Consider the following 25,075-nt stretch of genomic DNA (forward strand, 5'->3'; position numbering starts at 1 on the left):
CGACCCGCTCGCGGGCCGCCTCCAGGTAGCCCGCGAGCTTGTCCTCGCGCCGGAACGATCCCGCCCCCGCACTGGCCCGCACCCGCATGCCATCCTGCGCCACCTGGCGCAGCTTCACCACCCCGGCGGCAATGAGCGTTGCCACATTAGCGCTGAGCAACTCGTCGAGCGCCTCGCCGTGATCCTTCCGAAAGTCCGACAGCGTGTGGTAATTGACCTGCACCCCGCCGCACAGCCAACGATACGCATCATGCGCATCGGTCAGGCGCGCCACCTCGCGCGCGCTGCCCACCCCGTCGAGCGTCGCGTAAAGCCACAGCGACAACAGAATCTCCGGCGCAATCGCCGCCCGACCAACCCCGCCCTCACGCACCCGGATCCGCTCATAGAAGCGCGCCAGATCCTGCCCGGCAACATACGACCACACCAGCCGCGCCCGATGACCTTCCGGCAGCAGCGACTCGAGGTCGCTGGCGCGAAACTCCATCTGGGTGCGGTTGGGCAAAATCACGCGTGCGTGAGCTTTCATGGCAGGGTTACGAGATCGTGGCCGGGACGCAAGAATTATACCAAAAGCATTTCTCGGAAATCTTCACAGACTCTCAGCCCTGCGTGGGCGTACCGTTGAGGGCGTAATAGCTGCGGATTACCTGGCTGTCGTCGGCTCGCCCCTCACCACGGCCGGAAGTAGCCAGGAACAGCTGGTGCGCCACAGCGGCAATCGGCAGCGCGGCCTGCGCATCGCGACCGGCCTCGAGCACGATGCCCAGGTCCTTGACGAAGATGTCCACCGCACTGCTGACCTCGGGCTCGGCCTGCAGCATGCGCGGGCCGCGATCCTTGAGCATCCAGCTCGATGCTGCAGAACCGGCCATGATTTCCAGCAGTACCGGCAGCTCGACCCCGACCTTGGCGGCGAGGGCGAAGGCTTCGGCGACCACAGCGATATGCACACCGCACAGCAACTGGTTGACGGCCTTGACCGTGGCGCCCTGCCCGGCTCGCTCGCCGACATGGAAGATGCGCTGGCCGATGCCCTCGAACACCGGCTGTACCGCTTCGAAAGTGGCGCGCTCACTGGCCACCATGATGGTCAGCGAGCCGGCGATGGCGCCTGTGGTGCCGCCGGAGACCGGGGCATCGACGAAACGCCTCCCCGCCTCTTTGACCCGCTCGGCAATACGCTCGACCGCAGCCGGTGGACAGGTCGCCATCAGGCAGACGATGCCATTCTCGGCCAATGCCTCCAGTGCACCATTGTCGAACAGGACCTGCTCGGCCTGGGCGGCATTGACCACCATCAGGATCAGCATATCGGCACCGCTGGCGGCAGAGGCGGCGTCGGCCGGCTGCCCGCCAGCCTCGACAAGCGTGGCGAGCGCCACGGGGTTGAGGTCGATACCGCGCACAACGTGGCCGGCGGCGAGCAGGTTCTTGGCCATGGGCAGCCCCATAGAGCCAAGCCCGGCAAATGCAATCGTAGTCATGGAAATTCCTTGCAGGACACGCCCCCAGCATGGGCCGGGGGCGCATCGATCAATAGAGGGTGAAAGCCGGCACGAAGGAGACCAGGCCGAGCACGATGACCGCCACCAGATAGAAGGGCCACAGCTCGCGCACCACGGCCCCGACCTTCTCGCGCGAAATCGCTGAGGCGATGAACAGCGTCGTGCCCACCGGCGGGGTAAAAAGGCCGATGCTCAGGTTCACCACCATCATGATGCCGAGCTGGGTCAGGTCGAGGCCGATGGCGTTGCCGATGGCGACGAAGGTCGGCCCCAACAGCAGGATCGCTGCCGGCAGGTCGAGGAACATGCCGACCACCACCATGATCAGGTTGAGCATGAGGATGACCATCCACGGCGAACTCAGGGTTTGTGCGGTCCATTCGGCCACGGCGGTCGGCACCGACTCGACGGTCAGCACATAGCCCACCAGGTTCGAGGCGGCGATCACCAGCATCACCACACCGGTGGTGATCGCGGTATGCACCAGCGCGTCGTAGAGGCGGCGCAGGGTCAGGTCGCGATAGACCAGCATGCTCACCATCAAACCGTAGAATACCGCCAGTACGCTGACCTCGGTCGGTGTGGCGATGCCAGCGCGCAGCAGGATCACGATGAAGGCTGGCATGGCCAGTGCCGGCGTTGCCGCAATGGTCACACGCAGCACACCTTTCAAGGTGACCTCACTGGCTAACCGCTTGAAGCCACGCAGACGGCCTGACAGGTAGCAGGTCAGCATGAAGCCGACGCACAGCAGTAACCCCGGCACCAGGCCGGCGAGAAACAGCGCGGCAATCGACTGGTTGGACACGGCGGCGTAGAGAATCAGCGGAATCGACGGCGGAATCAGCCCGGCGATGGTTGCTGACGACGCGGTTGCGGCGGCGGCAAAGGCGCCCGGATAGCCCTCGCGCTTCTGCCAGGGAATCAGCATCGAACCAAGCGCCGAGGCCTCCGCCACGGCCGAGCCGGACACCCCGCCGAATACGGTCGAGCCGACCACCGTGACCTGGCCGAGCCCGCCGTGGAAGCGACCGACCAGCATGGTGGCGAAGTCGATCAGCCGCTTGCCCAGCGTGCCGCCCATCATCAAGCTGCCCGAGAGCATGAAGAACGGAATCGCCAGCAGCGGGAAACTCTGCGTGGGCTGAAAGATCTTCACGATCGCCGCCACGCTGGGAATGCCGCCGACAGTGACAGCCGCAATACCCGAACTGATCAGCAGCGCGTAGCCGACCGGCAACGCCAGCGCCAGCAGCACGGCGAAGACCAGAAGCATCATGAGCGTCATACGTCGTCCTCGATTTGATGTGCGCGAACAGCCAGGGGATCGCCGGCATACAGCAGGTGAACCAGCGTGGTGAGTGCGGTGAAGGCAAGGCCGACGAAGCCAGCGATCATGGCCAGATACGCCCACTTGGCCGAGATTCCGGTGACCGGATAGATCTCGCCACCGGTGATCTCGATCACATCGAGACCCACCCAGGCCAGGTAGAAAAAAGTGGCGCAGATCAACGCCTGATGGCCGATCAGCAGCACCCGATTGCCACCTCGACCAATCCAGCCCTGGATGGCAGTGACAGCGATGTGCTGACCGCGTTGGGCAGCTAGCACGATGCCGCCCATCACCAGCCAGGGGAACAGGATATTGGGCATCTCGGTGGGCCAGCCCATGCCCTGATTGGTCAAGTAGCGAACCACTACCTCAGCCATCAGGGCCACGAACATGACCACCAGCGCAGTGATCACGGCGACCACGCTGAGCGCCACTATCGCGTTGTCCACCCACCTCGCCATCTGCGCCAGAGCGCCGGACTGCAACGAGTCGTTGCTGGAGGTTTGGACGGCCATCATTGCTTACCTGCTTCCGAAACGATCAGTTCCACCAGCTCGGGGTATTGCTTCGACCACTTGTCGTAGACCGACTTGGTCTTGGCAGCGAATGTGGCCTGGTCGATTTCGTTGATCGCGACTCCAGCTTCGGTGAGCTTGGTGCGCAACTCGATATCGGCCGCCAGGGACATCTCGCGGTTGAGCTTGCCGGCTTCTACTGCAGCTTCCTTGATTGCCGCCTGATCGGCCTCGGACAGACCGGCCCAGATCATCTTGCTGGCCAGCAGCGGTGTGGTCTCGTACTTGTGCCCAGTCAGCGAAATGTACTTCTGCACCTCGAAGAGCTTGGAGGAATAGACGTTCATCAGCGGGTTCTCCTGGCCATCGAATACCCCCTGTTGCAGGGCGATGTACAGCTCGGAGAAGGCCAGTGGGCCTGGGTTGGCGCCCAGTGCCTTGAAGATGTCGAGGGTCATGGCATCCGGCGGTGTACGCACCTTGATGCCCTGCAGGTCTTCGGGTTTTACGATCGGACGCTTGTTGTTGCTGGTATGGCGAATGCCGTTGTCCCACAGCGCCAGTACCACCAACCCTTTCTTGTTGGCAGCCTCGTCGAGCTTGGCACCGACCGGGCCATCGACCACCTTGTAGGCATGTTCGAGATCACGGAACAGGAAAGGCAGGCCGACCAGGTTGAATTCCGGCACCACGCCAGCAGTGCTGCCCTGGGAGTTGGTGCTGAAAGCCAATGAGCCCAGACGCATGTTGGTCAGCGACTCGACGTCATCGCCGAACTGCGCGCTGCCGCCCACCTCGACCTTGACTCGACCTTCGGTCTTCTGCTCGACCAGTTCCGCGAACTTCAGGGACGCCACCGCCTTCGGGTTACCCGGCGCAGCGTTGTGGGAGAGGCGCAGTACCTGTTGCGCCCAGCTGGTGGAGGCAGTAGCCAGTGCCAAGGTCGCGGTGAGTGCGATCAGTGTCTTTTTCATGAGCTTCACCTTGCGTTTTTTATTGATATTGTCTGCATGTCTTGCTTGTTGCAGGTCGTCCGTGCGGACCTTATGGCAGCGCCCGCACGCGGCCAACCCGGTGCTGCTCAACCGTGGATGAGCATGCCACCGTTGACGTCGATCACCGCACCGGTGATGTACGCCGACAGATTCGAGGCCAGGAACAGGTAGGCACCGGCCACCTCTTCGGCATTACCCAGGCGATTGAGCGGGATGCTGGCGGCAATCTCGGCCTTCTGCTGGTCACTGAGTTTGCCGGAGCTGATGTCGGTCTGGATCAACCCAGGGGTCACGCAGTTGACGCGGATATTGCTCGGGCCGAACTCGCGCGCCATGGCCTTGGCCAGGCCCAGTACACCGGCCTTGGCCGCAGAGTAATGCGGGCCGCCGAGGATACCGCCACCGCGCTGGGCCGATACCGAGGACATGCAAGCGATCGAACCACTGCCCTGCGCCTGCATGTGCGGAATGACGGCCTGAGACAGGTACAGCACGCCACGCAGGTTGACGTCCAGGATACGATCCCAGCTCGCCGGGTCGATCTCCAGGGTCTTCACCGGCTGGGTGATGCCAGCGTTGTTGATCAGCACATCGATGCGACCGAAGTCGGCGATGGCGCGCTCGGTGGCCTTGAGGCACGCGTCCTTGTCCGCCACGTTGCAGGCATAACCACGGTGCTCGGGGCCGATGGCGGCGGCAGCTTCGACGGCTGCACCTTCGTCCAGGTCGAGAATCGCCACCTTGGCGCCGTGGCTGGCGAACAGGCGAGCGGTAGCCAGACCGATGCCCCGCGCCGAGGCCGCGCCCGAAACCATGGCAACCTTGCCGTCGAGAAGAAGAGCGTTATTCATGTATGGATTCCTTACAGTTGCGCCGTGATGCGGCACGTGAATACAGGGTCGAGGTCGCGCGGCGTTCAGCCGAGCCAGCCTTTGATAGTGGCCGTCATCGCCTCAGTGGAAATCCCGTAGCGGTCATGCAGGGTCGGCAGTGCACCGGCATCGAGGAAGGCATCGGGCAGCGCAATCTGGCGAAATTGCGGCGTCACTCCGGCAGTCAGCAGCGCCGTGGCGACGGCTTCGCCGAGCCCGCCGACCGTGCTGTGGTTTTCCGCGACCACGACCAGGCGTCCGGCGCGGCCTGCTTCACGCAGGATGGTCGCCACATCGAGCGGCTTGATGGTCGGTACGTGCAGCACGCCGACGTCGACCTTGTCCGCTTCCAATGCCTTGGCTACTTCCAGGGCGCGCATGGTCAGGATGCCGGACGAGATCACCAGCACATCACGACCGTCTCGCAGCATCTTGGCCTTGCCCAGTTCGAAGCTGTAGCCATACTCGTCGAGCACCAGCGGCACGTTGCCACGTAGCAGGCGCATGTACACCGGGCCTTTGTGGTCGGCGATCTGCGACACGGCCTGTTCGGTGTCGAGGGCATCGCAGGGATCGACGATGGTCATGCCCGGAATACCACGCATCAGCGCGATGTCCTCGGTGGCCTGATGGCTGGGACCATAACCGGTGGTTAGTCCAGGCAAGGCGCAGCACAGTTTGACGTTGAGGTTTTCCTCGGCGATCACCTGGTGCACGAAGTCGAAGGCACGCCGCGTAGCGAATACCGCGTAGGTGGTGACGAACGGGACGAAACCTTCCTTGGCCATGCCGCCGGCAGCAGCCATCAGCAGTTGCTCGGCCATGCCCATCTGGAAGAAGCGATCCGGGTAGGCCTGCCCGAACAGATGCAGGTCGGTGTACTTGGCCAGGTCGGCGGTAAGACCGACGATCTCCGTGCGATTGGCGGCCAGTTCGACCAGGGCCTTGCCGAATGGGGCCGACTGGACGCGCTGCCCTTCGGAGGCAATCGAGGCGATCATCGCTGAGGTGGTCAGGCGTGGTTTCTTGGCGGTGGTGCTCATCGGGCAGCTCCCTGGGCTTGGTCGAGAATATCGAGGGCCTGCTGCCACTCGGCCTGGTCGACGCGAATGAAGTGGTTCTTCTCGCGGGCTTCGAGGAATTGCCCCCCCTCGCCCATCAGGGTGTCGCATAGGATCACGCGCGGCTTGGCTTCGGTGAGATTGCGCGCGCTGTCGAAGGCCTTGATGACCGCAGCGAGGTCGTTGCCGTCGACACGCTGAACATGCCAGCCGAACGCCGCCCACTTGTCAGCGAGTGGCTCGAAGCCCAGCACCTTGGTCGAAGGGCCGTCGGCTTGCTGGTTGTTGATATCCACCAGGCAAATCAGGTTGCCCAGGCCATGATGAGCTGCGCTCATCGCCGCTTCCCAGGTCGAGCCTTCGTCCAGTTCGCCATCGGACATCGAGTTATAGACGAAAGCCGGGTTGCCCTTCAGGCGCAGGCCGAGCGCCATGCCCACGGCAATCGGCAGGCCCTGGCCGAGCGAGCCGCCTGACATTTCCATGCCTGGGGTATAGGTCGCCATGCCGGACATGGGCAGACGGCTGTCATCGCTGCCGTATGTCTCCAGTTCGTCCTCGGGAATGATCTTCGCCTCGATCAGCGCCGCGTAGAACGCGATGGCGTAGTGGCCGTGGGACAGCAGGAAGCGGTCGCGACCTTCCCAGGTTGGATCCTCGGGGCGCAGGTTCAGCGCGTGGCAGTAGGCGGTCGCCAGCACGTCGGCATAGCCCAGCGCCTGACCGACGTAGCCTTGGCCCTGAACCTCGCCCATCTGCAGCGCGAAGCGGCGGATACGGTAGGCGCCTTCGGCAACCTTGGCGTGGACGGAAGAATTATTGTTCTGCACGCAGTTCTCCTTGCTATAGCCCGACACGGGATGCTGCCGGAGCCTCATATGTCTCGATTGGAGAGAGAATCTCCAGGCCTGCCAGGGCGCTGAATCAGCACGCTTGGCAGTGAGACAAAGCCTATTCCCTTGATTTTTTGAGCTCAAACGAATAGTTAAGGCAGATAGATGAACTGAGCTAATGTGAAATGCCATGCAAAACCGGGTTTCTTTCAAGGCGATTCAGGCTTTCGAGGCAGCGGCACGCCTGTCTTCCTTTGCGTTGGCGGCGGAGGAGCTCTTCGTCACCGCCTCAGCGATCAGCCATCAGATAAAACTGCTGGAGGAGCAATTTGGTGTTCGCCTGTTCCATCGCGTGCATCGCGCGGTGGTGCTGACCGATGCCGGCCGCGTGTATGCCGAAGAGGTTTCGGCGGCATTTGCCAGAATCGACATGGCGACCCGCGAGCTGGGGCGCACCGCCAAAAGCGACATCCTCACCGTGCACTCAACACCCAGTTTCGCCACCCAGTGGCTGATGCCCCGACTGGCAAGATTCAGCGCTTTGGAGCCGGACATCGACGTACGGCTGAACTCGTCTTACCCGGCACCTGCCGACCTGCTGACCCAGGGCGTGGACATCGATATCCGCTATGGCATGAAACGGCTGCAGCCCGCCGGCACCATGGTGCTGCCTTTCCCTGCAGAAACCATCGTGCCGCTCTGTGCGCCATCGCTTGCGCATGGGGAACACGCAATCCGAGCACCTGAGGATCTGTGTAATCACACCTTGATTCACAGCGAGGTGTGCCTGGTCAGTTGGCGCGACTGGATGCGCCAGCACCGCAAAGTGCCGCTGGATATATCGCGTGGGCCACGCTTCGATCGCTCGTTCATGGCCATCAGTGCAGCTGTTGATGGTTTAGGGATATGCCTCGAAAGCCTGCTGCTCGCCCAACGCGAGCTGGCCAGTGGACAACTGGTCGCACCACTTGGCCTGGCAGGACCGAAGGTGCAGGGTTACACCTTCAACCTCCTGCGCTCACGAGCGGAGCTGCCGAAGATACGTAGCTTTCAGGACTGGCTCTTTAGCGAGCTCGAAGGTCGCTGCAGTCGCTTCGAAGTTTAAGCGCACGGTAGTCTCCCGATGCAATTTATCCGGCGGAACATGTAGTGGCTAAGTTCAGGCAAGAGTGTGTAAAGATCCCTTAAGAGAACTAGCTACTGCTGCGCATAAGAACTCGACCGAAGAGGATATGCAGTACCGCCCGACGGTCGAGGGCCAGCGCGTCAGCGGGATCTACCGGCGCAGCGTGCAGTTGGCCAGCGGCCGTTATGCCCTGCTCGACGATGGCATCGGCTTCAGCCTGGTGCCGTGGAAGCCGGTGATCGAGCAGAGGCTCGGGCAGAGCGTGTCGGCGGTGATTCAGGGCAACAGCGTGTCCTGGCAACTGGGTCGCCAGCGCGGGCCGTCGATTGGTTGAGCAACAGGCGCCGGGGCTTATACCAGCGCCGGCTCCTGTTGCAGCCACTGCTCGAAGGATTGGCTGTGCGGCTTACCCTCCTTGGCCGCGTAGTAGACCAGGCGCAGGTGGCGGTCCTCGTCGATGGTCAGCGTGGTGTGTTCGAACACCACCTGGCCAACTGCTTCGATGTACAGGTGGCGTATCCCCTGGCACGGGCCGTGGATGTCCTGCTGTCGCCACCATTCCCTGAAGTCCGGCGAGGCCTTCTCCAGATCCTTCACCAGCGCGGCGATATCCGGATCCTGGGTCGCCCGCACGAAGTCACGGCGGAAACTGGAGAGGATCTGCAGCGCCTGCTCATCCCAAGGGTTGAACAACTCGCGCATGGCCGGGCTAGTGAACAGCACCCACAACAGGTTGCGGCGGTCAGCCGGCAGCGCGGAGAAACCGAACACCCGATCCGCCGCGGCATTCCAGGCCAATACGTCCCAGCGCAGGTTGAGCACGTAGGCCGGGCGCGAGGGGATGTCGCCCATCAGTCGGTGAATCAGCGCAGGCACCGTGCACCAGGTCTTGCCCGGCTCGGGCGGCAGGCGCTGGTGAGCGAGCAGGAACAGGTGACGACGCTCGGTAGCATCCAGTTTGAGCGTACGCGAGAGGTTGTCGAGAAAGGTCGCGGACACGCTGATGTCCCGTCCTTGTTCCAGCCAGGTGTACCAGGACAAACCCACCCCGGCCAGGGCCGCGACCTCCTCGCGACGCAGCCCCGGCGTGCGCCGTCGACTACCGGCGGGCAGGCCCACCTCCTCCGGCGAAATTCGTTCGCGGCGACTACGCAGGAATTCGGCCAGCTCTACCCGAGTGCGTTCAGTTGTGCGAGGTGCGCTCATCCGGTTACCTCCGGTACTAGGATAAACAGTCAAATTGTAACCCCTATAAATCCCGAGAAGAATAGCCCGACCTGGCCGCAATTACCCGAGCCAGGGCTCTCGCTTGATGAGGAACCACACAGAGACGTGTCATCAACTCGCTAAGGATATAAACGGATGTACCAAGCACTTCTTCGGGAACAACTGGAGACATTGAAGTCCTCCAACCAGTACCGCACCTTCACCACCCTCAGTCGTATCTGCGGCCAGTACCCGCTGGCCAAGCTGGATGGCCGCGAGCAAGAACCGGTGGTGGTCTGGTGCAGCAACGACTACCTCGGCATGTCGCAACACCCCGCCGTGCGCGAACAGATGCACGATGCGTTGGAGACCTACGGAGCGGGCTCCGGCGGATCGCGTAATATCGGCGGTTCGCACGAGGTGTATTCCAGTCTGGAAGCTAGCCTGGCCGACTGGCACGACAAGGAAGCGGCGTTGGTCTTCCCCACCGGCTTCGGCTCTAATGATGCCACCCTCCAGTGCCTGCTGCGGCGCATCCCCGACTGCGTGGTGATCAGCGATGAGCTGAACCACGCCTCCATCGTCAACGGCATTCGCTCCACGCCCAACGAGCGCAAGATCTTCCGCCATAACGACGTCGAGCATCTGGAGCAGATTCTCGCCAGCTACCCGCTGGGTCAGCCGAAGATTGTGGTGTTCGAGTCGATCTACTCGATGGACGGCGACATCGCCCCTATCGCCGAAATCGTCGCGGTCGCCAAGCGCTATAACGCCCTCACCTACCTCGACGAAGTGCACGCCGTGGGCATGTACGGCCCACGCGGCGCCGGTATCGCGGCCGAACTGGGCGTAGCCGATTAGGTGGACATCATCCAGGGCACCATGGCCAAGGCTATCGGCGTAATCGGCGGCTATATCGCCTCGACCCAGGTAATCGTCGATGCCGTGCGCTCGTTCGCCACCGGTTTCATCTTCACCACCTCGCTGCCGCCGGCGATCACTGCAGGCTGCCTGGCCAGTGTCGAGCATCTCAAGGCCAGCCGCTTCGAGCGCGATCGCCTGCACAGCCAGACCGCCAAGCTGCGGGAGCGCCTCAAGCACCATGACGTGCCGGTGATGCCCTGCTCACAAACCCATGTGCTGCCGGTGCTGGTAGGTGAAGCCAAGCGCTGCAAGGCGGCGGCCGAACGCCTGCTGCATAACCATGGCGTGTACCTGCAGCCAATCAACTATCCATCCGTGCCGGTAGGGACGGAGCGTTTCCGCGTCAACGCCACGCCAAACCACAGCGATGTGCAGATCGAGCACCTGGCGGTGTCGCTGCGGGAGACCTTCGACCACTTCAGCATCCCATTGGCATCCGAGGTGTTTGCTGCGGAGGTGGCCTGAGATGGAGCAGTCCTTCCTCACCGTGCGCCCGGCGACCCAGGCCGACCTGGCCAGTTTGGTGGAACTGCGCGCGTATCTGCTGGACGGCACCAACGCCAGCTATTCGAGCAAGACACCAGAAGACGCGGCACGCTGGCGGACGGCCTACCGCACTTGGCTGAGCAGCCGCCTGAACAACAGCGACTGCGTGCAGATCTTCGCCGCCGAGCACAAGGAATCCGGCCAAGTGCTGGGCTGCGCGACGGCCATCATCGACCAGCGCGCGCCGGCGCCGGGCTGCCTCAACGGCCTGTCCGGCTGGGTGCAGTCGGTGGTGGTCGAGCCGCAGTGGCGGGGCCGCGGCATCGCACGGCAGCTGATGCAGCACCTGCTGCGCTGGTTCGCCAACCGCGGCGTCGGCTGCGTGGTGCTGCAGAGCACCGCGGCCGCCGACAAGCTGTACCAGTCCCTGGGCTTCGCCGTCAGCGACGAGCGCCTGCTGATCCGTCAGGAGGCCTCGGCATGAAGATCCTGATCATCGGCCTGGGCTACGCCGGCAACCGCTACCGCCGCGCCTTCGAACATATCGCCATGAGCACCGGCCTGCCGCTGTCGTTGGCCTATGTCGGGCGCCGGCAGAGGACGACCGAACTGCCCTACTTCGACAGCGTCGAGCGGGCGCTGCAGGTGTTCGAGCCGGACGTCGTGGTGGTCAGCGTCAACGATCACAGCCATGCGCTCGTGCTCAAGCAACTGGCCGGCTACCAGGGCTTCGTGCTCTGCGAGAAGCCGCTGGTCACGCCCGGTGACGACCTGGATGAGCTGCTCGGTGCGCTGGAGCAGGTCGGCGGCTTTGCCCTGGATCTGGTGGAGCGTTACTCGGACGCAACCCGGCAGTTGCGCGAGTGGGTCGAGCGCCACGATTGGCAACTGGTGCGCGCCAACTTCCACTGGGGCAAGGACCGCATCAACGACTACCGCCCCACCTGCGGCGTGACCAGCGAGGTGATCCATGCCCTGGATCTGGTCGGCTGGATCTGCCCGCGCGCCGGCCAGCTCCAGCTCGATGGCGTGCTCGGCGTGCGCTCGGATTTCTCCATTTCCGGCGCAGAGGTGCTCGACACCGTGCAGCTCACCGCCAGCCTGGGCGAGGCTCGGGTCACCGGCTACGCCAGCTTCGTCAACATCGTGCGCCAGCGCACTGTGGATTTCAGCTTCGTCGATCGCGACGCCCGGCTGATCCATGCGCGCCTGGTGTTCGACACGCCGCGCTGGGATCACGACCAGTTGCGCATCTGGACGCGCGGCGCCAACGGCGCCGAGGAGCTGCTGCACGCGTTCGCCACCGCTCCCGACGAGCCAGGGCTGGAGACCCTGCACAAGCTTTCGCGCCTGTGCCGGCAGGTGGTGCGCGCCGTGGCGCTCAAGGAACCGCCCCGCCAGCCCTTCGCGGGTCTCGACACCGCCGTGGTGCTACAGCGCCTGCTCAACGACCTGGAAACCCACGCCCAAACCCCAGCACCGGCGCGCTACGCCCATGGCGAGGCGCGCGTGCTGCTGGCCGAGGACAGCGACCTGGAAAGCCTCGGGTAACCCAATCACAAGGAGAACGATTATGTGTGGAATCACTGGATGGCTGTCCTACAGCCAGAATCTGGAAACACAACGCGACACCCTACAGCGCATGACCGACACCATGGCCCTGCGCGGCCCGGATGCTGGCGGTCTGTGGATCGAGGGCCCGGTGGGCCTGGGCCATCGGCGCCTGTCGATCATCGACCTGGAGGGCGGCCGCCAACCGATGACGGCGATGCACGGCGGCCCGCGCGAGATCGCCGCGATCACTTACAGCGGCGAGGTCTACAACTTCCGCGAGCTGCGCACCGAACTGCAACGACTCGGTCATGAGTTCAAAACCCGCAGCGACACCGAGGTGGTACTGCGTGCCTATGTCGAATGGGGCGAGGCCTTCGTCGAGCAGCTCAATGGCATGTATGCCTTTGCCATCTGGGATCTGCGCTCACAGGAGCTGCTGCTGATCCGCGACCGCATGGGCGTCAAGCCGCTGTACTACTTCCCCACCTCCGACGGCGTAGTGTTCGGCTCCGAGCCCAAGGCCCTGCTGGCCAACCCGCTGGTACCGCGAAAGGTGCGCGCCGATGGCCTGCGCGAGATCCTGGAGATGGTGAAGACACCTGGCAATGCCTTGTTCGACGGCATGCGCGAGGTGATGCCAGGTGAGATCGTGCGTATCAACCGCCAGGGTCTGGGCCGCCGCCACTACTGGAAGCTGGAGGCACGCGAGCACGAACATACGCTGGACGAGACCATCCGCCATACCCGCGACCTGCTGGAGGACATCGTCGACCGCCAGATCGTCGCCGACGTACCGCTGTGCAGCCTGCTCTCCGGCGGCCTGGACTCCTCGATCATTACCGCGCTGGCGTCGAAGAAGCTGCTGGCCGCCGGCAAGGAAAACATCCGCTCCTTCTCCGTCGACTTCGTCGACCACGGCAGCGGCTTCACCGGTGATGCCGTGCGCGGCACGCCGGATGCGCCCTTTGTGCGTGACCTGGTGGAGATGATTCGCTCCAGCCACCAGGAGATCGTCCTCGACAGCCGCGAGCTGGCCGATCCGGCGTTGCGTGCGCAGATCGTTCGCGCCCTTGACCTACCACCGGCCTTCTGGGGCGACATGTGGCCATCGCTCTACCGACTGTTCCAGGAAGTGCGCAAGCACTCGACCGTGGCGCTGTCCGGCGAGAGCGCGGACGAGGTGTTCGGTGGCTACCGCTGGTTCCACGATCCAGAGGCGATCCAGGCCGATACCTTCCCCTGGCTGACCTCGGTCACCGGCAAGTACTTCGACGGTAAGACCCTGTTCGATCCAGGACTGCTGGCCCAACTCGACATGCACAGCTTCCTGCGCGACAGCTACACCCAGGCCATTGCCGAGGCGCCGGTACTGCCGGGCGAAAGCGCGGTCGACCAGCGCATGCGGCAGATGAGCTACGTCAACCTGACCCGCTTCGTGCAGACCCTGCTCGACCGCAAGGATCGCATGAGCATGGCCGTCGGCCTCGAGGTGCGGGTGCCCTTCTGCGATCACCGCCTGGTCGAGTACGCCTTCAACATCCCCTGGGCGATGAAGGCCTTCGACGGGCGGGAAAAAAGCATCCTGCGCGCGGCGACCCGCGACCTGCTGCCGGAGTCGATCAGCGAACGGGTCAAGAGCCCCTACCCGTCGACCCAGGACCCGGCCTACGAGCAGGCGCTGCGTGATGCCCTGGCCGCCATCCAGGCGGATCGCAACGCGCCGGTGACGCCGCTGCTCGACAGCGGCCGTATCCAGCAGACCCTGGCCAAGCCGCTCGGCAGCGTCTCGCCCATGTATGAGCGCATGGGCATGGAGCTGGCGGTCGGCCTCAACACCTGGCTGAGCGAGTACGACGTCAGCCTCGAGCTCTAGTCCCCTAACCGGATGCGGCCCCGGTGCGGGGCTGCATCCCTTCGCTGTACCACCCACGCGCTCCAATGGAGCACAAGCGAGTCCGAGCATGCACACACCCAACCAATCCCCCATCTATCTCATAGCGCTGGGGGCCTTCGCCCTCGGCATGGCCTCCTATGTCACCGCCGGGTTGATCCCGATGATCGAGGCCTCGTTCGCGGTCTCCGTCGCGGTGGCTGCGCAGCTGGTTACCGCCTTCACCCTGGCCTACGGCCTGGGTTCGCCAATCTTCGTCGCCCTGACCCCGGCACATCGTCAGCGTGCCGGCCTGTTGCTGGCCCTGGGCCTGTTCGTCATCGCCAACGCCGCCAGCGCGCTGGCCGAGAGCTTCACCGCACTGATGGTCTGGCGCGCCATCGCCGGTATAGGCGCTGGTGTCTATCTGGCCATGGGCATCGGCGCCTCAGCCGCGGTGTCCACGCCGGAACGCCGCGGCAAGGCCATCGCTATCATCATGGGAGGCATGGCCAGCGGTGTGGTGCTGGGCGTGCCGCTCAGCCTGCTGATCGCCGAACAGCTCGGCTGGCAGGCCGCCCTGTGGCTGGTGACCCTGCTCGGCCTGGTGGCCTTCTTCGGCCTGCTGCTGAAGCTCCCCTCCCTACCGGCAGCCACCGCCACCACGCTGGGCCAGAAGCTGGCGATTCTGGGCGACGGCCATGTGCTGGTCATCCTGCTGGTGTCACTGCTCGCTGCCATCGCCAGCCTGGGCATGTACACCTTCATTGCCCCGCTGCTGGCTGACCCGGCCTATGGCGCGGTGCGCTCGGTCACCCCCTACCTGTGGGTCTGGGGCATTGGCGGCGTGCTGGGCAGCTTCCTGATCGGCCCGCTGGTGGATCGCATCAAGGGACCGGTGCTGACCTTCGCCATCATGCTGACCCTCGCCGTATCGCTGTTCGTACTGCCACTGGCCGCCGCCCTCAACACCTGGCTGGTGATGCTGCCCATCGCCCTGTGGGGCGCCGTCGGCTGGGCGCTGCAGGTACCGCAGAACAACGAACTGATACTGGCGCGCCAGGCCCAGGGTGACGGCAACCTGGCCATCGCCCTGAACGAGTCGGCGCTCTACCTGGGCAGCGCCATCGGCGCCGCGGCCGGCGGCTTCGTGCTGCTGTTGCAGATGCCCACCTGGACCCTGGCCGCCAGCGCCGGTGGTGTCGCAGCCCTCGGTGCCCTGCTGCAGGTCGTCAACCTGCGTCGCCAGCCAACCTGGAACGGCGACGTGCAAGCCGAACCCTACAACTGACGGAGGAAAGGCCGTGGAACTGCGCCACCTTCGCTGTTTCATCGCCGTCGCAGAAGAACTGCACTTCGCCCGTGCCGCCGCGCGCCTGCATATCGAACAGTCGCCCCTGTCGCGGATCATCAAAGAGCTGGAGTACCGCCTGGGCGTGCAACTATTCGAGCGCACCACGCGGCGCACGCGCCTGACCTGGGCCGGCAAGGTGCTCTTGGAAGAAGCGCGTCGGGTGCTGGCCGTGGTCGACCAGGCCAAGGCCAGCGTCAAGAGCGCGGCGGCCGGCTACCGCGGACGTATTCGCGTCGCGCTGTCCGACGGTATACCCCAGGCACGCCTGGCCGCCCTGCTCGCCCAGTGCCGCGAGGAAGAACCCGAGGTCGAGATCTGCCTCTCAGAAGTCACCTTTAGCGAGCAGGTCAGGGGCCTGAACGACGACCTGTTCGACATCGGACTTGCACAGTCCGACGAGGTTGGCGATGGCCTGGTGGCCGAGCCGGTCTGGTTCGATCCGCTGGTTGTGGCGGTACCTGCCCGCCACCCACTGCTGAGCTACCGGCGCGTGCCGCTCGACGAGGTGGTGCGCTACCCGTTGGTCCTTTGCGATCCGCAAGTTTGCGAAGGCTTCTGGCAACAGTTGCAGCGGGTGCTAGGCGCAGTGGATACGCGACTGACCATCGCCGACCGCGTACCGACACTAGACCTGATGATGGCGCTGGTCGCTGCGGGTTACGGGCTGGGTTTCTCCAGCCTGGCGCGCATCAACGAACTGAATAATCCGGACGTCGTGGCCAGGCCGCTAGACGGCTGCGCGACCACGCTGACCACCTACTTGGTACGACGCGAAGGCAATCCGGCCGAGCAACTGGCCCGGTTTATTGGGCGGGTGAGTCCGGAGGAAAGCCAGGCGTTGCTGCCGAATCACGCATTACAGAAGGAGATCGCTTGATGAAAAAGATGTCATTACTGCTGGCTGCATTGCTGCTCAGCGCATGTGAAAAGCCGATGCCGTTTGAGTCGGCTGAAGCGCTTGCGGAAAATCCGAACCGGCTCAAGGAACTGCGACTGCAGTGCCGGGACAATCGAGCAGAGTTGGGTGAGGCCCAGTGCAACGCAGTCAGTGATGCCCAGCGCATACGTTTTATGGGAAAAGGCACACCCTACACTCCTCACCCCGTCCAATTCTTCCACTCGGACAGTGAAGATGGACGCTAGAGGGGACGCCGGCGAAATGGCCGCTTTTAGTCTACAGATTCAAATGTGCTATATTTGGCTCTATAGATTAAATCGAGGGCTCTCCATGACAGCTGCCGCTATCCAAACTCAGGACTTATCGAAAACCCAGTGTGCAGCCGGCCTGCGTGCCGCGCTGAACATTCTGGACAAGTGGAAGGCCACCTGCGAGCAGGCTTGCCGGGTGCTGCGGATTTCCCGCAGCACCTACACCCGAGCCAGTCAGAAGGATTCGGCATGGGCGGTAAGCCTGGACTCCGATCAGATGCAGCGCATCAGTCTTGTGCTGAACATCCACGCAGCGCTGCGCGTTGTGTTCGACAACCCCGAGAACGTCTACGGCTTCCCCACGATGGAGAACCACAATGAGTTCTTCAACGGCCGCAAGCCACTCGACATCATGGCGCAGGGCGACATGATTTCGCTGTACGAGACATTCCGGCGGATCGACGCGCTACGAGGTGCCCAGTGGTAATGCTCGGCGACCTTCCTGTGCTGGAAAGTGAAAGTCTGCAGGCATACCGTTTGGTCAACTCCAAGTTTCCGCCCATTGCCCTGTTCGACGATGTCGCCGACGGCGAGGACTTCGAAGCCCTCTATCAGATCCAGGCGCTGAGCAATCCACGGCTGCAGAACGAGATTGGTCGCCTGGAGCTGATTCCGCGTGACCAGATTCCGTTCGGCATTCCTGGCTGCTCGTATGCGACAGCGCCCTTCACCCACGTTAATCCAGCTGGCTCGCGCTTCAGCAATGGCACCTTCGGCGTGCTCTACCTGGCCGATAGAATGGATACGGCGATTGCCGAGGTGCGTCATCACCAGGAGCGCTACTGGTCGAATGTGCCAGATCTCAACTATGAGCGTTTCGTCTTCAGGGGACTGACCGTCAGCTTCAGCGACAGCGGGATGAGGGACGTCACCGCACTTCCGCTTTCAGACGCCATCTATGCGCCGGACGATTACGCACACTCAAATCAATTGGGAAGCGAATTGAAACGAGAAGGATGCATGGGCCTGCGCTACCACTCGGTTCGATCTACCGGCAACATCTGTTGGGCACTGATGACGCCGCGACCTGTTACCTCGATCATCCAGAGCGCACACTATGAAATGATCTGGAGCGGGCAAATCATCAGCGTCAGCCGCATTACAACCATAGTTGTCGAGTAACTACTGGTACCACTATTCCTTGTAGGCCTGACAATTTACGAAGCGTCTTGAACAAAAAGGTAATCCCGACGCCATGACCCAGAGGGATATTTTCTCTGAGCTGACCGAAGGCTTCGAAGACCTTTCCGCACAGCGCAAAGGAAGGCGGACACTTCGAACACGCCAGGCTGAATACCATCCAGTAGAACACGAGGCAGGTGCGCAAAACGCAGCACCACGCGACAACCTGCAGATATCGCGAGGAGCTTTGCCTGAGCCATCAAAAACCAGTCAGGAACTCTGAGCATCCGAAAGTAAGACCTCCCGCAGCCCGTTGATCGGGCTGTGGTTCCGACTCGTCAAGCAAGCATCCAGAACTCATCATCTTCCTGATCTAGATCAATGGAGCACGCAGGCAGAAAGTAGCGGGAACAGAGGCTCACTGCTCCCGCTGAACCATCAGATCACCCGCTTGATGGCAATATAATTACCCTCGGTACGCAGCGTGACGGTGACCGGTTTGCTGGTGCGGTTGCGCCAGAACCAGCCATGCTTGCCGTCGAAGGCGGCCTCCAGGACGCCCTGATCCTCCGGCGTGGCGCGCCCCTTGCCGTAACCGTGGTAGAACTCGCGCGGCGCGTTGTAGGGGTCGCCGTGGGTGTCGTAGTTCACCAGGCCGCCGTTGGCCGTCCAGAAGTAGTTCACCTTGCTGCCCTTGAGCATCTCCAGCTTGATCTCGGCGCCTTGACCGGGCTCAAGGGAGATGCTCATTTCATGCTGCTGCCCCTCGGCCTCGACTACCGCAGGCGCTGCCACGGCTGGGGCCGTCGGTTCGGCGGCAGTGCTGACGGCAGGTTGCGGGGCCGCTTGAGCTACCGGCTGGGGCGCCGCCGGAGCCGCAACTACAGGCGTCGCAGCATCGGCTGCAGCTTCTGCGGCCAGTTGCTGTTTGACCTCGCCCATCTGGGTCAGCCCCAGCATGCGACCGGCCCCTGTGGGATCGATGGCGTATTCCGAGGGCATGACCACGGTAACGAGCAGGACAATGGCGGCGATCAGTGCAATCACGGTCGAGCGCAGCAGTTGCTGGCTGCTCGGCAGTTCGTTGAGGGTTGGGATCTTGCTGTTGAACATGGAGAAATTCCTTACTGGGAGACGATCAAGCCGGTGAGCTGGTAACCCATCAACAGGAAACCGGCGCTCATCATGGCGACGTTGGCGGTGTAGGCGTGGCGCCAGAAGCTGGCTGTGCGCCGCCAGTAGCCCATCAGAATGAGAATGCTGCCGAGCGCCAGAAGCTGGCCGATCTCCACTCCGACGTTGAAGGCGATCAAGTTGGCGATCAGGCCATCGGATGAAATCTCGTACTCCTGGATCTTGGTGGCCAGACCGAAGCCGTGCAGCAGGCCGAAGATCAGCGTGGCTGCGCGGGTATCTGGCTGGTAGCCGAACCAGCGCTGGAAGGCCCCCAGGTTGTCGAGCGCCTTGTACACCACCGAAAAGCCGATGATGGCGTCGATCACGTAGGCACTGATGCCGATGTCCGCCAGCACCCCGAGGAGCAGGGTGACCGAGTGGCCGACGGCGAACAGGGTGACGTAGAGCCCCACGTCCTTCAGACGGTAGACAAAGAAGATCACGCCGAACAGGAACAGCAGGTGGTCGTAGCCGGTGATCATGTGCTTGGCGCCCATGTACACGAACGGCATCAACATCACCCCGGTGCTTTCCTGGATGAAGCCCTTGTCGCCCTCGGCGACGCCGTGGGCCAGCGCATCGGGCATACCGAGAAAGAACAGGGCGGTAAGCAGTAGCAATAATGGTAGCGAGCGGTGCGGACGCAGGTGGCCTGCGTCCATGCCGCGCATGGATAGCGAATGCATGGAGAAATCCTAGGTTGCAGTGGTCTTGGGCCGCACAGCGGCCTGTTCAGAACACCAAACCAGGGCGTGGTGGCCGTTCGATCAGGTAGATCGGGCTGGCGGGAATCGAGTAGCCGGGGCTTTCCAGCAGCAGCGTACGCTCCGGCTGCGTGGCGATGTTCAGGCCAGTGGTCAGGTGCGGTGTTTCATGCACGTGGTCAGCCGTCAGCGGCGAGTGGTAATGATCCGCACAGACCGCACAGGCAAACGCACCGTCGCCATGGCTGTGCGCATGCACATCCTGGTTGTCGCTCCAGGTCGGCGGGCTCGCCCCCACTAACAGCGCAGACGCATGCCCGGCCCAGGCCATCAGGATGGCGAGAGCGAGGGCGAAGATCACCTTGGCGCTGATGGGTTTGCTGAGCATGGATCGCCGCTTCGATAGCTGGGCCGTGTGATTGAGGGGGCAGCCGTTTGACCATATCCCCCCCAGGGGGATAGGATGCCGCGGCAATTATCCTTGCACGAGGTCTGGCGATGAGCAAGCACGAACACGGACATCAGCACCAAAGTCATACGGAAATCATCAAAAGGCTGAAACGTGCCGAGGGCCATCTGCGCAGCATCGTCGCCATGATCGAGGACGGTCGCGCCTGTGTGGACATCGCCCAGCAACTGCACGCGGTCGAGAAAGCGGTCTGCCAGGCCAAGCGCACGTTGATCCAGGACCACATCGACCACTGCCTGGAACACACGGTCGGCGCCCTTACCAAGGGTGAGCGGGCGCCACTGGAAGAGTTCAAGCAGATCACCAAATACCTCTGAGCCCCCCATGTCGACCTTCGCCGAGTTGTTGCAGCAAGGGGCCGCACAGGCCTGGCTGTATATCCCCACCGCCATCCTGCTCGGGGCCCTGCATGGCCTGGAACCCGGGCACTCGAAGACCATGATGGCGGCCTTCATCGTGGCCATTCGCGGCACGGTGCGTCAGGCCGTCCTGCTTGGCCTGGCGGCCACTGCCTCGCACACCGCCGTGGTCTGGCTGGTGGCGATCGGCGGCATGTACCTGGGGCAGCACCTCGACGCCCAGACCACCGAACCCTACTTCCAACTCGCCTCGGCCGTGCTCATCGTTACCATCGCGCTGTGGATGCTCTGGCGCACCTGGCGTGGCGAGCAAATGTGGCGCTTCGAGGAAGAGCAGCACCATCACGACGAACGCCAGCACATCGATACCGGACACGGCCGCGTCGAACTGTCGATCCACGAGCAGGACGCGCCGCCGCGCTGGCGTCTGCGTGTGCTGAGCGGGCATGCCTGGCCCGCCGGGGACGTCAGCTTGCTCACCACCCGCAGCGACGGACAGATGCAGGAGTTCCGCTTCGTCACCCAGGACGGCTATCTGCAGTCGCTGGATGCGATTCCCGAGCCGCATGAGTTCACCGCGCGCCTGCGCCTCGGCCACGCCGGACACGCCCACGAGTACGACCTGGAGTTCCATGAACACGACCACGCCCATTCGCAGCTGGAGGGTCTGGAGCTGTCGCTGGAGGGTTACCAGGATGCTCACGAGCGGGCCCACGCCAACGACATTCGCCGTCGTTTCGCCAGCCGCAACGTCAGCACCGGCCAGGTGATCCTGTTCGGCCTGACCGGCGGGCTGATTCCCTGCCCTGCGGCCATCACCGTGCTGCTGCTCTGCCTGCAGGTCAAGGAGGTGACGCTGGGTGCGGTTCTGGTACTCAGCTTCAGCGTCGGCCTGGCGCTGACCCTGGTCGCGGTTGGCGTCGCCGCCGCCGTCGGCACGCGACACGCCTCCAACCGCTGGCCCTGGCTGGCCGTGGTGGCGCGCCGCGCGCCCTACCTGTCCGGCCTGCTGATCATCGCCGTGGGCATCTATGTCGGCCTGCATGGCTGGGCCGGACTGAGCGCCTGAGGTGTGGGATTTATCCGCCTATCTGGGGTTGTTCGTTGCGGCCTTCAGTGCCGCCACCCTGCTGCCGATGCAGTCGGAGGCGGTGCTGGTCGGCCTGCTGCTGGCCACTGAACAGCCACCTGCCCTGTTGCTCCTGGTGGCCACGACCGGCAACGTACTGGGCTCGACTGCCAACTGGCTGCTCGGCCGCTATATCGAACACCTTCGCCACAGACGCTGGTTTCCGGTGCCGGAAGACAAACTGCAGCGCACCTGGCAGGCCTACCACCGTTATGGACGCTGGTCCCTGCTGCTGAGCTGGGTGCCGATCATCGGCGATCCGCTGACCGTGATCGCCGGCGTCCTGCGCGAGCCGTTCTGGAGTATCCTGCTGATCGTGCTGGTGGCCAAGGCGGGGCGCTACCTGGTGCTGGCGGTGCTGACGCTCGGAGTCATGAGATGAGACGGGATGCGGGGCTCGACCTGGTCAAGTGGCTGGCCATGCTCAGCATGCTGCTCGACCACCTGCGCTACCTGTGGCCGGACGCCTATGGCCTATTCGTCGTCGGCCGCCTGGCATTCCCGCTGTTTTGCCTGGGCATCGCCGCCAACGTGGCCAGAACCCGCCCCGGCGAGCTGTTCAGCGAGGGCAACGCGCGCTACCTCGGCTGGCTGCTGGTGTTCTCCCTGCTGTCGGAGCTGCCCTATCGCCTGCTGTCGCCGGAAAGCGCGACGCTCAACGTGATGCCAACCCTACTGCTGGGGCTGATGGTCGCCTGGGGCGTCCACCATGGCGAGCGCACCAGCCTGCTGCTGGCAGCGGCGACGGTGCTGATCGCCACCCTGCTGCATCAGCAACTGATGTACGGCGTACTCGGCGTCCTGTTGCCGGCCGCCTTTGTCCAAGGGCTGAAGGGGTTGCGCTGGTGGTGGTTGCCTGCCGCCCTGGCGGTGCTGGCCAACGGCCGCAACCGCTGGTTTGCCGAGCTGGGCCTGGTGGCGGATACCCTGGCGTCGTTCGCGATGGCCTGTGCGGCTGCGCTGCTGGGGCTCTACCTGTTGCATCGAGCCCTGCCGTTGAAGATCTGGCCCGTCGGCCGCTGGGGCTACCTGTTCTATCCGGGGCACCTGCTGGCGCTGCATGTGCTGCGTAGCGCCATGCCCTGAGCGCCACCGAAGCCCGCCAAGACCGGCCGCCTCACAGCGCTGGCGGCCAGTTGTGCGACTCGCCCTGACAGTGCGTGCACCAGGCATAGAGCGCGTCGTACAGCACCAGGCCATGACGCAACATCTCGTGGTCGTCGGCAAAACAGTGCGACAGCCCCAGGGAAATCGCATAGAGACCGGCCGACTGCGCGGTGAGGTCGAGCCGCGACGTGTCGGCGCCCCTGACGATGGCCGCCAGTTGCTGCAAGGCTGGCTCTTGCAGCCGGTACTTGGTGAGGAAGGCGTCGAAACTGCACTGCTCGCCAAGGTGCGACAGCTCGACACCCGGAATGTCATAGGGCACCGCCTCCAGCTCCTGTGACAGACGCAGCACGTCCGCACTGGCGACGTAGAGAAACTCGGCGTCGGCATCGATGAACCGGCTGATCAGCCAGGGACAGGCGATGCGGTCGATTTTCGGCCGCTCACGGGTAATCCACTTCATACGCACCTCACACTCATTCCAGCGTTTGCAGGGGTTGACCGGCCGCACGCCAGCCGGCGAAACCGTCGATCAGGTAGCGCGCATCCAGGCCCATGGCGCGCAGGGTGGCGGCGCAGCCCTGGCTGAGCTCGTGACCATGGGCGCAGTAGAGAATCGCCGGTCTGTCGCGCGGCACCTGATCCTTCCAGGCGAGCAAGGCCTCCGGATCGCGCCAGCGGGCGCCCGCGATCTGCGCCGCATCGGCCTGACGCACACTGGCGCGACGCACATCCAGCAGGGTGAAGGTACGGCCGGCAGCCTGCCACTCGGCCAGTTCGCAGAACGAGATACGCGCCATGATTGCCTCCATCAACGCAGCAGATGCACCGCCAGCCCGACCAGGGCACAACCCAGCAAAACCTGGATCACCCCGCGCTTGAAGCGCAGCAGGGCCACGGCCGCGCCTAGGGCGATCAGCGCCGAGGGCCAGTCGAAACTGCCGGCGAAGCCCTGCGGCCAGAGCACGTGGTAAGCGAAGAACAGCGCCAGGTTGAGGATCACCCCGACCACCGCCGCGGTGATCGCGGTCAGCGGCGCGGTGAAGCGCAGCTCGCCGTGGGTCGACTCCACCAGCGGCCCGCCGGCGAGGATGAACAGAAACGACGGCAGGAAGGTGAACCAGGTGACCAGGCAGGCCGCCAGCGCGCCGCTGACGAAGGCCGAGTCGCCGTCGAACACCGGCTGCACGTAGGCGCCGACGAAAGCGACGAAGGCCACCACCATGATCAGCGGCCCCGGCGTGGTCTCGCCCAGGGCCAGGCCGTCGATCATCTGCGTCGGCGTCAGCCAGCCATAATGGCCGACCGCGCCCTGGTAGACGTAGGGCAGCACCGCGTAGGCGCCGCCGAAGGTCAGCAGCGCGGCCTTGGTGAAGAACCAGCCCATCTGCGTCAGGCTGCCGTCCCAGCCGAACAGCGCGGTGAGCAGGCCCATCGGCAACAGCCAGAGCAGCGCACCCACCAGCAGGATCAGCGCCAGGCGCGACCAGCGAAAGCGGGTATGCGCCGGCGGTGGGGTGTCGTCGTCGATCAGCGCAGCGCCGCAAGACTTGTCGGCCGCCCCGTGGCCGCCGCCGACACTGAACTTGGCCGGCGCGTAACGCCCGCCCAGGTAACCGATCAGCGCCGCTCCCAGCACGATCAGCGGGAACGGTAGATTGATGGCGAAGATGGCGACGAACGAGGCGCCGGCGATGGCCCACAGCCAGTTGTTCTTCAGTGCACGCGAGCCGATGCGATGGGCCGCCTGCAGCACGATGGCGGTCACCGCCGGCTTGATGCCGTAGAAGATCCCGGCCACCAGCGGCACGTCGCCGAAGGCGATATAGACCCAGGACAGGGCGATCAGGATCAGCAGCGACGGCAGCACGAACAGCACCCCGGCGATCACCCCGCCCCAGGTGCGGTGCACCAGCCAGCCGATGTAGGTGGCCAACTGCTGGGCCTCCGGGCCGGGCAGCAACATGCAGTAGTTCAGCGCATGCAGAAAACGCCGCTCGGAAATCCAGCGGCGTTTCTCCACCAGTTCCTGGTGCATGATCGCAATCTGCCCGGCCGGCCCGCCGAAGCTGATGAAACCGAGCTTGAGCCAGAACAGCAGGGCCCGCCAGAAACTGACGGACTCGCGGCGCGGCAGTGCCTGCTCATCGGGTTGCATAATCG

The 25,075-nt window shown here is 63.9% G+C and carries 27 protein-coding genes and 3 pseudogenes; 15 read left to right on the top strand and 15 right to left on the bottom strand.

The features are described from left to right. The 8 genes and pseudogenes from B3P22_RS07895 to B3P22_RS07930 form a co-directional block, all read right to left on the bottom strand. Positions 1–529 (bottom strand): annotated as a pseudogene (locus tag B3P22_RS07895) (IS1182-like element ISPst13 family transposase); the annotation flags it as partial. 73 nt (positions 530–602) lie between these two features. Further along, on the bottom strand, positions 603–1,487 hold the full coding sequence (locus tag B3P22_RS07900; RefSeq protein ID WP_104730449.1) for an NAD(P)-dependent oxidoreductase: 885 nt from the start codon (positions 1,485–1,487) through the stop codon (positions 603–605). A gap of 49 nt (positions 1,488–1,536) precedes the next feature. After that, positions 1,537–2,796 carry a TRAP transporter large permease gene (locus tag B3P22_RS07905; RefSeq protein ID WP_104730448.1) on the bottom strand — a complete coding sequence of 420 codons (1,260 nt, stop codon included), beginning with the start codon at positions 2,794–2,796 and terminating at the stop codon, positions 1,537–1,539. Beyond that, positions 2,793–3,359, bottom strand: coding sequence for a TRAP transporter small permease (locus B3P22_RS07910; RefSeq protein ID WP_017677576.1), 567 nt, complete (start codon positions 3,357–3,359; stop codon positions 2,793–2,795). The genes B3P22_RS07905 and B3P22_RS07910 overlap by 4 nt, the downstream gene beginning before the upstream one ends. After that, on the bottom strand, positions 3,356–4,330 hold the full coding sequence (locus tag B3P22_RS07915; RefSeq protein ID WP_104730447.1) for a TRAP transporter substrate-binding protein: 975 nt from the start codon (positions 4,328–4,330) through the stop codon (positions 3,356–3,358). Before B3P22_RS07915 ends, B3P22_RS07910 begins: the two co-directional genes overlap by 4 nt. Before the next feature lie 107 nt (positions 4,331–4,437). Next, the gene (locus B3P22_RS07920) at positions 4,438–5,202 is read right to left on the bottom strand and encodes an SDR family NAD(P)-dependent oxidoreductase (protein ID WP_104730446.1); all 765 of its coding nucleotides are present in this window, start codon (positions 5,200–5,202) and stop codon (positions 4,438–4,440) included. 65 nt (positions 5,203–5,267) lie between these two features. After that, positions 5,268–6,266, bottom strand: a complete 999-nt coding sequence (locus tag B3P22_RS07925) for a transketolase family protein (protein ID WP_104730445.1) — start codon at positions 6,264–6,266, stop codon at positions 5,268–5,270. After that, positions 6,263–7,114 (bottom strand): transketolase, encoded by an 852-nt coding sequence (locus tag B3P22_RS07930; RefSeq protein ID WP_296270605.1) that lies wholly within the window; start codon positions 7,112–7,114, stop codon positions 6,263–6,265. The genes B3P22_RS07925 and B3P22_RS07930 overlap by 4 nt, the downstream gene beginning before the upstream one ends. Positions 7,115–7,307: 193 nt before the next feature. Between B3P22_RS07930 and gcvA the strand changes: the two genes are divergently transcribed. Continuing rightward, a complete protein-coding gene (gene gcvA, locus B3P22_RS07935; protein WP_104730443.1) occupies positions 7,308–8,222 on the top strand; it encodes a transcriptional regulator GcvA in 915 nt (304 codons plus the stop codon). Positions 8,223–8,304: 82 nt separating this feature from the next. Continuing rightward, positions 8,305–8,577 (top strand): annotated as a pseudogene (locus tag B3P22_RS07940) (DUF3363 domain-containing protein); the annotation flags it as partial. A gap of 17 nt (positions 8,578–8,594) precedes the next feature. Here the strand turns inward: B3P22_RS07940 and B3P22_RS07945 are convergent. Further along, positions 8,595–9,449, bottom strand: a complete 855-nt coding sequence (locus B3P22_RS07945; RefSeq protein ID WP_296270606.1) for a helix-turn-helix transcriptional regulator — start codon at positions 9,447–9,449, stop codon at positions 8,595–8,597. A 156-nt stretch (positions 9,450–9,605) separates the two neighbouring features. Here B3P22_RS07945 and hemA point away from each other — a divergent pair. The 9 genes and pseudogenes from hemA to B3P22_RS07990 all read left to right on the top strand — a co-directional run bounded on the left by hemA (position 9,606) and on the right by B3P22_RS07990 (position 17,968). Beyond that, positions 9,606–10,838: pseudogene (gene hemA / locus B3P22_RS07950) on the top strand (5-aminolevulinate synthase). A gap of 1 nt (position 10,839) precedes the next feature. Continuing rightward, positions 10,840–11,343 (top strand): GNAT family N-acetyltransferase, encoded by a 504-nt coding sequence (locus tag B3P22_RS07955; protein ID WP_296270607.1) that lies wholly within the window; start codon positions 10,840–10,842, stop codon positions 11,341–11,343. After that, positions 11,340–12,410 carry a Gfo/Idh/MocA family oxidoreductase gene (locus B3P22_RS07960; RefSeq protein WP_296270608.1) on the top strand — a complete coding sequence of 357 codons (1,071 nt, stop codon included), beginning with the start codon at positions 11,340–11,342 and terminating at the stop codon, positions 12,408–12,410. Before B3P22_RS07955 ends, B3P22_RS07960 begins: the two co-directional genes overlap by 4 nt. Before the next feature lie 22 nt (positions 12,411–12,432). Continuing rightward, positions 12,433–14,286, top strand: coding sequence for an asparagine synthase (glutamine-hydrolyzing) (gene asnB / locus B3P22_RS07965; protein WP_296270609.1), 1,854 nt, complete (start codon positions 12,433–12,435; stop codon positions 14,284–14,286). Positions 14,287–14,374: 88 nt separating this feature from the next. Beyond that, entirely contained in the window at positions 14,375–15,574 is a 1,200-nt protein-coding gene (locus B3P22_RS07970; protein WP_296270610.1) for an MFS transporter, read from the top strand. A 13-nt stretch (positions 15,575–15,587) separates the two neighbouring features. Next, a complete protein-coding gene (locus tag B3P22_RS07975) occupies positions 15,588–16,514 on the top strand; it encodes a LysR family transcriptional regulator (protein WP_200633063.1) in 927 nt (308 codons plus the stop codon). Continuing rightward, the gene (locus B3P22_RS07980) at positions 16,514–16,780 is read left to right on the top strand and encodes an EexN family lipoprotein (RefSeq protein WP_200633061.1); all 267 of its coding nucleotides are present in this window, start codon (positions 16,514–16,516) and stop codon (positions 16,778–16,780) included. Before B3P22_RS07975 ends, B3P22_RS07980 begins: the two co-directional genes overlap by 1 nt. A gap of 85 nt (positions 16,781–16,865) precedes the next feature. Then, a complete protein-coding gene (locus B3P22_RS07985; RefSeq protein WP_148119438.1) occupies positions 16,866–17,273 on the top strand; it encodes an antitoxin Xre-like helix-turn-helix domain-containing protein in 408 nt (135 codons plus the stop codon). Next, complete coding sequence (locus tag B3P22_RS07990) at positions 17,273–17,968, top strand: RES family NAD+ phosphorylase (protein ID WP_296270611.1); 696 nt, start codon at positions 17,273–17,275, stop codon at positions 17,966–17,968. The genes B3P22_RS07985 and B3P22_RS07990 overlap by 1 nt, the downstream gene beginning before the upstream one ends. A gap of 438 nt (positions 17,969–18,406) precedes the next feature. On the opposite strand, the gene B3P22_RS07995 is transcribed toward B3P22_RS07990, so the two are convergent. Genes B3P22_RS07995 through B3P22_RS08005 form a run of 3 tightly spaced genes read right to left on the bottom strand, consistent with a single transcriptional unit; the run spans position 18,407 to position 20,236 of the window. After that, on the bottom strand, positions 18,407–19,081 hold the full coding sequence (locus B3P22_RS07995; protein WP_148118360.1) for a transmembrane anchor protein: 675 nt from the start codon (positions 19,079–19,081) through the stop codon (positions 18,407–18,409). An 11-nt stretch (positions 19,082–19,092) separates the two neighbouring features. After that, positions 19,093–19,830, bottom strand: a complete 738-nt coding sequence (locus tag B3P22_RS08000) for a HupE/UreJ family protein (protein WP_116618474.1) — start codon at positions 19,828–19,830, stop codon at positions 19,093–19,095. A 46-nt stretch (positions 19,831–19,876) separates the two neighbouring features. Next, positions 19,877–20,236, bottom strand: coding sequence for a hypothetical protein (locus B3P22_RS08005; RefSeq protein WP_296270612.1), 360 nt, complete (start codon positions 20,234–20,236; stop codon positions 19,877–19,879). Between the two features lie 110 nt (positions 20,237–20,346). On the opposite strand from B3P22_RS08005, the gene B3P22_RS08010 reads away from it, so the two are divergent. The 4 genes from B3P22_RS08010 to B3P22_RS08025 are packed head-to-tail and all read left to right on the top strand — an operon-like array spanning position 20,347 to position 22,891. Continuing rightward, positions 20,347–20,634 carry a metal-sensing transcriptional repressor gene (locus B3P22_RS08010; RefSeq protein ID WP_116618371.1) on the top strand — a complete coding sequence of 96 codons (288 nt, stop codon included), beginning with the start codon at positions 20,347–20,349 and terminating at the stop codon, positions 20,632–20,634. A 7-nt stretch (positions 20,635–20,641) separates the two neighbouring features. Continuing rightward, positions 20,642–21,745, top strand: a complete 1,104-nt coding sequence (locus B3P22_RS08015; protein ID WP_296270613.1) for a nickel/cobalt efflux transporter — start codon at positions 20,642–20,644, stop codon at positions 21,743–21,745. Between the two features lies 1 nt (position 21,746). Continuing rightward, on the top strand, positions 21,747–22,187 hold the full coding sequence (locus B3P22_RS08020) for a YqaA family protein (protein WP_128578265.1): 441 nt from the start codon (positions 21,747–21,749) through the stop codon (positions 22,185–22,187). Continuing rightward, on the top strand, positions 22,184–22,891 hold the full coding sequence (locus B3P22_RS08025; RefSeq protein WP_074860978.1) for a TraX family protein: 708 nt from the start codon (positions 22,184–22,186) through the stop codon (positions 22,889–22,891). Before B3P22_RS08020 ends, B3P22_RS08025 begins: the two co-directional genes overlap by 4 nt. Positions 22,892–22,922: 31 nt before the next feature. On the opposite strand, the gene B3P22_RS08030 is transcribed toward B3P22_RS08025, so the two are convergent. From B3P22_RS08030 to chrA, 3 genes are read right to left on the bottom strand one after another with little or no spacing between them, the layout of a single operon-like run. Beyond that, entirely contained in the window at positions 22,923–23,375 is a 453-nt protein-coding gene (locus tag B3P22_RS08030) for a chromate resistance protein ChrB domain-containing protein (protein ID WP_116618466.1), read from the bottom strand. A 13-nt stretch (positions 23,376–23,388) separates the two neighbouring features. Beyond that, a complete protein-coding gene (locus tag B3P22_RS08035) occupies positions 23,389–23,712 on the bottom strand; it encodes a rhodanese-like domain-containing protein (RefSeq protein WP_104727870.1) in 324 nt (107 codons plus the stop codon). An 11-nt stretch (positions 23,713–23,723) separates the two neighbouring features. Then, the gene (gene chrA, locus B3P22_RS08040; protein WP_371920564.1) at positions 23,724–25,070 is read right to left on the bottom strand and encodes a chromate efflux transporter; all 1,347 of its coding nucleotides are present in this window, start codon (positions 25,068–25,070) and stop codon (positions 23,724–23,726) included. Positions 25,071–25,075: the final 5 nt, after the last annotated feature.

This window comes from Pseudomonas sp. UBA6323 (assembly GCF_002439135.1).
Lineage (GTDB): Bacteria > Pseudomonadota > Gammaproteobacteria > Pseudomonadales > Pseudomonadaceae > Aquipseudomonas.

Coding starts and splice junctions, on each gene's coding strand:
- B3P22_RS07900 (WP_104730449.1), bottom strand. CDS start 1,487: ATGACTACGATTGCATTTGCCGGGCTTGGCTCTATGGGGCTGCCCATG.
- B3P22_RS07905 (WP_104730448.1), bottom strand. CDS start 2,796: ATGACGCTCATGATGCTTCTGGTCTTCGCCGTGCTGCTGGCGCTGGCG.
- B3P22_RS07910 (WP_017677576.1), bottom strand. CDS start 3,359: ATGATGGCCGTCCAAACCTCCAGCAACGACTCGTTGCAGTCCGGCGCT.
- B3P22_RS07915 (WP_104730447.1), bottom strand. CDS start 4,330: ATGAAAAAGACACTGATCGCACTCACCGCGACCTTGGCACTGGCTACT.
- B3P22_RS07920 (WP_104730446.1), bottom strand. CDS start 5,202: ATGAATAACGCTCTTCTTCTCGACGGCAAGGTTGCCATGGTTTCGGGC.
- B3P22_RS07925 (WP_104730445.1), bottom strand. CDS start 6,266: ATGAGCACCACCGCCAAGAAACCACGCCTGACCACCTCAGCGATGATC.
- gcvA (WP_104730443.1), top strand. CDS start 7,308: ATGCAAAACCGGGTTTCTTTCAAGGCGATTCAGGCTTTCGAGGCAGCG.
- B3P22_RS07945 (WP_296270606.1), bottom strand. CDS start 9,449: ATGAGCGCACCTCGCACAACTGAACGCACTCGGGTAGAGCTGGCCGAA.
- B3P22_RS07955 (WP_296270607.1), top strand. CDS start 10,840: ATGGAGCAGTCCTTCCTCACCGTGCGCCCGGCGACCCAGGCCGACCTG.
- B3P22_RS07960 (WP_296270608.1), top strand. CDS start 11,340: ATGAAGATCCTGATCATCGGCCTGGGCTACGCCGGCAACCGCTACCGC.
- asnB (WP_296270609.1), top strand. CDS start 12,433: ATGTGTGGAATCACTGGATGGCTGTCCTACAGCCAGAATCTGGAAACA.
- B3P22_RS07970 (WP_296270610.1), top strand. CDS start 14,375: ATGCACACACCCAACCAATCCCCCATCTATCTCATAGCGCTGGGGGCC.
- B3P22_RS07980 (WP_200633061.1), top strand. CDS start 16,514: ATGAAAAAGATGTCATTACTGCTGGCTGCATTGCTGCTCAGCGCATGT.
- B3P22_RS07985 (WP_148119438.1), top strand. CDS start 16,866: ATGACAGCTGCCGCTATCCAAACTCAGGACTTATCGAAAACCCAGTGT.
- B3P22_RS07990 (WP_296270611.1), top strand. CDS start 17,273: ATGCTCGGCGACCTTCCTGTGCTGGAAAGTGAAAGTCTGCAGGCATAC.
- B3P22_RS07995 (WP_148118360.1), bottom strand. CDS start 19,081: ATGTTCAACAGCAAGATCCCAACCCTCAACGAACTGCCGAGCAGCCAG.
- B3P22_RS08000 (WP_116618474.1), bottom strand. CDS start 19,830: ATGCATTCGCTATCCATGCGCGGCATGGACGCAGGCCACCTGCGTCCG.
- B3P22_RS08005 (WP_296270612.1), bottom strand. CDS start 20,236: ATGCTCAGCAAACCCATCAGCGCCAAGGTGATCTTCGCCCTCGCTCTC.
- B3P22_RS08010 (WP_116618371.1), top strand. CDS start 20,347: ATGAGCAAGCACGAACACGGACATCAGCACCAAAGTCATACGGAAATC.
- B3P22_RS08015 (WP_296270613.1), top strand. CDS start 20,642: ATGTCGACCTTCGCCGAGTTGTTGCAGCAAGGGGCCGCACAGGCCTGG.
- B3P22_RS08025 (WP_074860978.1), top strand. CDS start 22,184: ATGAGACGGGATGCGGGGCTCGACCTGGTCAAGTGGCTGGCCATGCTC.
- B3P22_RS08030 (WP_116618466.1), bottom strand. CDS start 23,375: ATGAAGTGGATTACCCGTGAGCGGCCGAAAATCGACCGCATCGCCTGT.
- B3P22_RS08035 (WP_104727870.1), bottom strand. CDS start 23,712: ATGGCGCGTATCTCGTTCTGCGAACTGGCCGAGTGGCAGGCTGCCGGC.
- chrA (WP_371920564.1), bottom strand. CDS start 25,070: ATGCAACCCGATGAGCAGGCACTGCCGCGCCGCGAGTCCGTCAGTTTC.